Raw genomic sequence first — 5707 nt, forward strand, 5'->3', positions numbered from 1 at the left:
TTCTATTTTTTGCTGTGCTTCCGATGCCCCCTCTACTTTGGCGGTATCATCCGCAAAGATTTCCTGAGAATACAGGGGCTCTAGAAACAGGATCATCAAAAAAATCAGGACCACTCGCATATTATTTCCCTCTTCTTTTAAGAATCGTCATTACATCCAGTTTCATTAAACTGTAAAAAAAGAAGAGTACTGCCAGAGAAGAGATTCCCTCCAATGCCAGGAAACCAAAATTGCTCCAGCTGCTACCTTCGTAGAACCTGGAAACCGGGATAATTTTTTTGAAGAACAGAATCGTCAGAATCATTGGAATTTGGGCGCCCAGGATTCTGATGATTTGGCTGTTCAGTCTTTTTATATCAAATCGAATACAGTCTTTCAGACCGCCTCTGAGAAGGATGAGGGCTCCACCGATAAAAGCAATGGAATTGGCCCAGGCCAGACTGCTGACCCCCCAGCCCTGCCCCAGAAAAAGCAGAGATAAAGAGACATCCGCAATCACAGTAGCCAGGGCAGTTTTCAGTGGATATTGATAATTTCCCTGAGAATAAAAGGACCGTTGAAAAAGGTTATAGCAGCCCACGAAAAACATTCCCGGAGCATAGGCAAAGAGGACCTGTGTGGCCAGGATCGTATCCTCAGTCTGATATTCACCCCGCTGAAGCGCCGTCGAGATCATTTCTGGTCCGAACAACATAAGCAGAATCGTAGAGGGAATCAGCAGGACGGCCAGCATATGGATTCCCTCCTGAAGGGTGGAAGACAGACCTTTCCAATTCTTGTCTCCCGCCAGACGACTCATTTTAGGAAATAGAACCGTCGTAATGGAGGCACTGAATATGCCGAAAGGAAGTTGCCAGAACACGATGGCATTGCTCAGGGCGGTTGTTGACCCTTCATCCAGCCCTGTGGCCAGCAGAATGGCCACCTGTTGATTGATGGAAAAAATTGAAGACGTGATGAGAACAGGAAACCACTGCCTCATCACGCGTTTGAATGACTCATCTCTGAAATGCAGCCGTGGCAGGAGGGAATATCCGATTTTTCTGTAAAAAGGATACTGCCAGAGAATTTGAGCCAGCCCTCCTCCCAGAACACCCATCACCATGGAAAAGATTCCCATCGTGTCATGCCATATCACGATGGAGGTGATGACCGAAATTGAGAATAACAGGGGAGATACCGCCGGAACCAGAAAATGATTGTGAGAGTTCAATACAGCCATCAAAACGGCACTGATGCTGATAAGAAGAATATAGTGGAAAATCCACCTGAAAAGACGGACTGCCATGTCCAGCTTCCAGGGTTCGTGAAATCGGATAAAGACCTTCAAAATGATTTCCGGGAAAAAGATGCTTAAAAGAGACAGGGGAATCAGAATCAGAAGCTGTAAACCCAGAATGCTCCGACTGAGATTTTTTGCCTTACTCCCTTCCGGATCGGTCACGATCTGCCGGGAAAGTTCGGGAATGAAGGCGGATGACAAAGCCCCTTCGGCCAGAAGTTTTCTGAAGTTATTGGGTATGTTGAATACGGCATTGAGGATATCCGCTTCTCCCGAGGCCCCGAAATACATACTGATCAGGGCAATGCGGACAAATCCAAGAATACGGGAACCCAGTGTTCCCGCCATAACAGCCAGTGTGGACAGAAAACTCTGCCTGTGAGTCGTTTCTTTCAAATATTACCTCTTGCCGAATCGGTCCAGGAATGATTTTTTATACTGTAGAAAACGACCTTCCCGCAGTGACTGCCTGACCTCTGCCATAAACTGATAGAGGAAATGTAGATTATGCTCTGTCACCAGCATAGGTCCCAGTATTTCTTTGGCCTTGAATAGATGCCTGAGGTAGGAACGGCTGTACTGCTGACACACTGGACAGGTACAGCTCGGTTCGATAGGCTGCTGATCCAGACGGAATTTCTCATTTTTTAGAGCCAGATTTCCATCCAGGGAAAAACAGGTTCCATTCCTGGCAATCCTGGTTGGATAGACACAGTCAAACATATCGATACCGGCCTCTACGGCTTCCAGCATATAATCGGGAGTCCCGATACCCATGACATAACGGGGCTTGTCATCAGGAAGGAACTGAGACGTATAATGAAGATAATCTCTGAACATTTCAGGGCTTTCACCCACAGAGAGACCCCCTATGGCAATCCCCGGTGTATCCAGTTCAAGGATTTCTTCGGCACTTCGCTTTCTTAAATCTTCGAAGAAGTTACCCTGAATGATTCCAAAGAGCTTTCCATCATAATCATCACTGCAATTCTCCCAACGCTTTTTCGCACGGGAAGCCCATCGTGTGGTAATTTCAAGAGCCTTGATGGCTTCTTTATGAGAAATACCTGGTTCAGTGCAGATATCAAGAGCCATCTGAACATCACTGCCCAGGATTTCCTGAATCTCAACCACCTTTTCAGGGGTAAACTCATGGTAGGCTCCATCGATGTGGGAACGGAAACGAACCCCTTCTTCCCTGATTTTCCGGAAGGGAGCCAGAGAAAAAACCTGAAATCCACCAGAGTCGGTCAGTATATTATGCTTCCAGGAGCTGAAATTATGCAGGCCTCCGGCGGCCTTAATAACATCCATACCCGGTCTTAAATAGAGGTGATAGGTATTGCCGAGAATCAGGGTATACCCCATATCATCCACCGAGTCATGCTTGACGGCTTTAACGGTTCCGTTTGTACCCACAGGCATAAAGGCGGGTATTTCCACATCGCCATGGGGAAGGTGCAGTATGCCTCCACGCCCCTTGCAGGATGGGTCTTTATATTGAATGTCGATCATAATCTCTCCTCATTTATTTACTTTATGCCCTGATGGACTCAGGTTTTGGCAGTTCTGAATAGAAATACTCCAAAAGTCAGAAAGATCAGAAAGGCTGCCCAGGCTCCGTACAAGGGAGGGATATAACCCAGTTTAGCCAGGAGAATCATAACCATCTGCGCCACGTAATATATAACAGAAACCACCAGACTGGATAGAAGGCTCATAAGAAGGATATTTTTTTTAAACCTTCCCCCCAGAGAGCAGGACAATAAGGCAACCACCAGTGGTGTCAGGGCAAATGAAAACCTCTGATAATACTCAGTCAGTGCACCCTTGTAGGGAAATCCTGTTCTTTTCAGAGAATCGACCCACTCCTTGGCTTCACGGCTGTTCATCTCGTCAATATCCCGGGTTATTCTTTTAAAAGATCCAGGGGGCTCATCTAATAAAGGATCCGTCCAGCTGGCATAATACTCCTCTTCAATGAACTCCTTCTTTTCATCATAACTGAAGATTCTGACATTCTTTAAAGTCCAAATACTGTCTTCCCACAGGGCGGAATTGGCATCGACCCGTTTCTGAAATTTTCCATCCCTGTTCAGAATCAGTATAGAGAGCCCTGTCAGACTCAATCTGCGGTCATTGTAAAAATCAGCATTGTAAATCACGGTATTTGTGTGACTGAGGACGGCTACATTTGAATTGCTGTAGGAAACAGTCTGGCCCAGAATCTCCTTGGAAAGCCTGTTTTTATCCTTATAAGTCGGGATCACAAGACGGTCTTCAAAAAAATAACTTGCCAGACTAAGGATTATTCCGCAGATCAGAAGAGGTGTGGTCAGCTGAAAGAGGGAGTATCCTGAACCAAAAACGGCAATCAGTTCATTTTTGGCATAGTAGTTCCCCAGGGTATAGGAGATAGAAAAGAGGACGGCAATAGGCAGGGAGAAAGATATACATTTGGGAGTATACAGCAATGAAACCCGGGCAATGGCGCTCATGGGAACTTCTGCATTGAGATAACGCCAGAGATTTCCAAATATATCAACCAACTGCAGTATCATGATAAAAAAAATCAGAGCCACCAGCATGGTGGGGATAAAATCTTTCAGGATCATCTTATGAAGTACTTTCATTTACCAATCCTGAATAAATATAAAATCGAGCCGGTACCAAAGATGAGGATATTGGGGAACCACATGGTCAGGGCGGGAGGATAAAATGTCCTGATTCCCAGGGTTCGGCCTGCCACCAGCATTCCCCAATAGAGGATGGTAATAAAAAGGCCGATACCGAATCCGACGGATTTACCACTTCTTTTTGTATAGAGGCCTAACGGAAAAGCCAGGATTACAAAAGGGAGACAGGAAAATGGAATAGAAAATTTCTGATAAAACTCAAGTTTCCAGATTTGAAGGGAGCGGTCATGTACCTGAGTGGCCAGACTGTCCATGTACTGCCGGCGTATACTTTCAAGGGAAGGCGGAAAACTCTGAACTTCCCGTGGAATGGACTGCTGATTCATCAATACCCAGTCTCCATAGAGTTTTCCCAATAATGCCAGACTCTTGATCCGCCGCTGCTCCACTTTCTCTTTATAGCGGATTTCCTTTTCCTGTATGGACCTGTACACATCGATGGAACTCATTTCCCTGGGGCCTGGATTTCTGATGGAAGATGTTATGTCTTTGAGCAGAATATTATATATCATCTTGTCCGCTTCTGAGTACAAAAATTCTCCCCGGTTCCGCTTTTCGCTCTTATGATCCAGGATATGATCCAGCTCAAAGGATAAGACTCCCGACGCCTCATAGGAATTATTAATCTGTGCCTGATCTGCCAGAATGAAGCGCCGATTAGATTCTTTATCTTTCTCAATAATAATCAAATTATCAATATCTTGTCCTTCCACGTGTCCGGTAATGATAATGCTGTCCTGAAAATACTTGATCGAATAGGATTCCAGTTCCACCTCTGGATTTTTATATATCATTTCTCTGTAAAGACTTGTAAAATTTATTGTCCCAACGGGGAGGAGATAATCGTTAACAAAAAATGAGACAAAGGAAAACAAAATACCGATGATAAACACGGGCAAAAAAATTCTATTGTAGGTGATTCCTGAACACTTCATGGCAAGAATTTCATTCTCCGAGGAAAATCGGCCATAGGTCATCAGGGTCCCCACAAGAGTGGCAAAGGGAAATGAGATGGCAATGATGGAGGGTAAAGAGAAAAAAATCAGTCTCATCACATAGCTGAAAGGAACCTGTTTTGCCAGAATATCCTCGGCCAGAAGGAGAAGCTGATTGATAAAAAATATAAAAAAGAAAAACAGAAATGATACAAAAAAAGAGAGAAAGAACTCCCTGGCAATATAGAAATAAAGAGTATTATAGCTTTTAGGGTGCTTCAAAATAGTGTTCATGTATCTTTATGAGTCCCTGACCCTGTGCTGCACATATGAGATATGGCTCAACATAGACCATTGCGTTTATATCAAGCCCGGCCAATCCATCTTCAATCCCAAAGAACCGGGATTGAAGAGTCTCCTTGTCAAAAAGAATAAGTCCCTGCCCCAATGTAGAAAAGCAGTAGTAATGACGTATCTCCACACCATCGGTAATCCACTTTGCCGCTGTCCTTAGGAAGACTATATCATACTCTTCCCCCTTTCTGACAAGCTGAAAGAGACCAGCTCCATAACTGCCGGCAATCATCCTGCCTGAGGAATCACCCAGGACTGACCGAACAGCCGATGTCTGGCGGTTATTTTCAGACAGTGGCATTGGCTGAAAATGACTGTCCAAAATAAAAAGACCATCCAGTTCTGTCCCGGCCAGGAGTTGGCCCATAGAGAGTTCTTTTAAAAAAGTAATATTCCTCAAAGGAGGATTTTGATGGATTACCGATTGACTGTCCATTCTG

5 protein-coding genes are annotated in these 5707 nt (G+C 44.8%); all 5 read right to left on the reverse strand.

All coding sequences use genetic code 11. From position 1 onward, the window contains the following. Nucleotides 1-121 precede the first annotated feature (121 nt). Nucleotides 122-1678 (reverse strand): murein biosynthesis integral membrane protein MurJ, encoded by a 1557-nt coding sequence (gene murJ / locus PF479_RS11120; protein WP_298006333.1) that lies wholly within the window; start codon nt 1676-1678, stop codon nt 122-124. Between the two features lie 3 nt (nt 1679-1681). Continuing rightward, the gene (gene tgt, locus PF479_RS11125; RefSeq protein ID WP_298006336.1) at nt 1682-2797 is read right to left on the reverse strand and encodes a tRNA guanosine(34) transglycosylase Tgt; all 1116 of its coding nucleotides are present in this window, start codon (nt 2795-2797) and stop codon (nt 1682-1684) included. 38 nt (nt 2798-2835) lie between these two features. After that, nucleotides 2836-3915, reverse strand: a complete 1080-nt coding sequence (locus PF479_RS11130; protein ID WP_298006339.1) for an LptF/LptG family permease — start codon at nt 3913-3915, stop codon at nt 2836-2838. Then, a complete protein-coding gene (locus PF479_RS11135) occupies nt 3912-5195 on the reverse strand; it encodes an LptF/LptG family permease (protein ID WP_298006342.1) in 1284 nt (427 codons plus the stop codon). Before PF479_RS11135 ends, PF479_RS11130 begins: the two co-directional genes overlap by 4 nt. Next, a partial coding sequence (locus tag PF479_RS11140) for a hypothetical protein (RefSeq protein ID WP_298006345.1) occupies nt 5182-5707 on the reverse strand: 526 nt, incomplete at its 5' end. The genes PF479_RS11135 and PF479_RS11140, both read right to left, overlap by 14 nt.

Source organism: Oceanispirochaeta sp. (assembly GCF_027859075.1).
Classification (GTDB): Bacteria; Spirochaetota; Spirochaetia; order DSM-2461; family DSM-2461; genus Oceanispirochaeta.